This is a genomic window from Paenibacillus maysiensis (assembly GCF_000520815.1).
GTDB classification, from domain to species: domain Bacteria; phylum Bacillota; class Bacilli; order Paenibacillales; family Paenibacillaceae; genus Paenibacillus; species Paenibacillus maysiensis.
Map to the genome: position 1 here is coordinate 1 of NZ_ASRY01000131.1, position 325 is coordinate 325.

The following is a 325-nucleotide window of genomic DNA, read 5'->3' on the forward strand; positions in this document are numbered from 1 at the left end:
ATGACCGTGGAGCCGGAGGAGAAGGAGCACCTCTGGAAGGTGTTCGGGATGCAGCCGCTGGAAACGCCGCAGGGCTTGGTCCTGCTCCGGGAAGCGCTGCATCTGGCAAGTCAGGAAGGTTTCGCTCACATCGTAGGGATCGAAGGTGACCAGATGAAAATCAACCAGCACTTTGGCATCCGCAAGAAGGCGGAGACTGTGCGAGAACTGGATGTGCCGACGATGATCCGTCGGGATCTCTACAGCATCCTCGCACAAGCGCTGCACCTGGCTCCGGCGGAGATCGGTGCCAGCCAGCCGCTGCAGCAGCTCGGGGGGGCGGCGC

1 protein-coding gene is annotated in these 325 nt (G+C 62.5%); it reads left to right on the forward strand.

Annotation, left to right across the window (positions count from 1 at the left end; translation table 11 throughout):
- A partial coding sequence (locus L696_RS30895) for a hypothetical protein (protein WP_162472157.1) occupies window positions 1-325 on the forward strand: 325 nt, incomplete at both ends.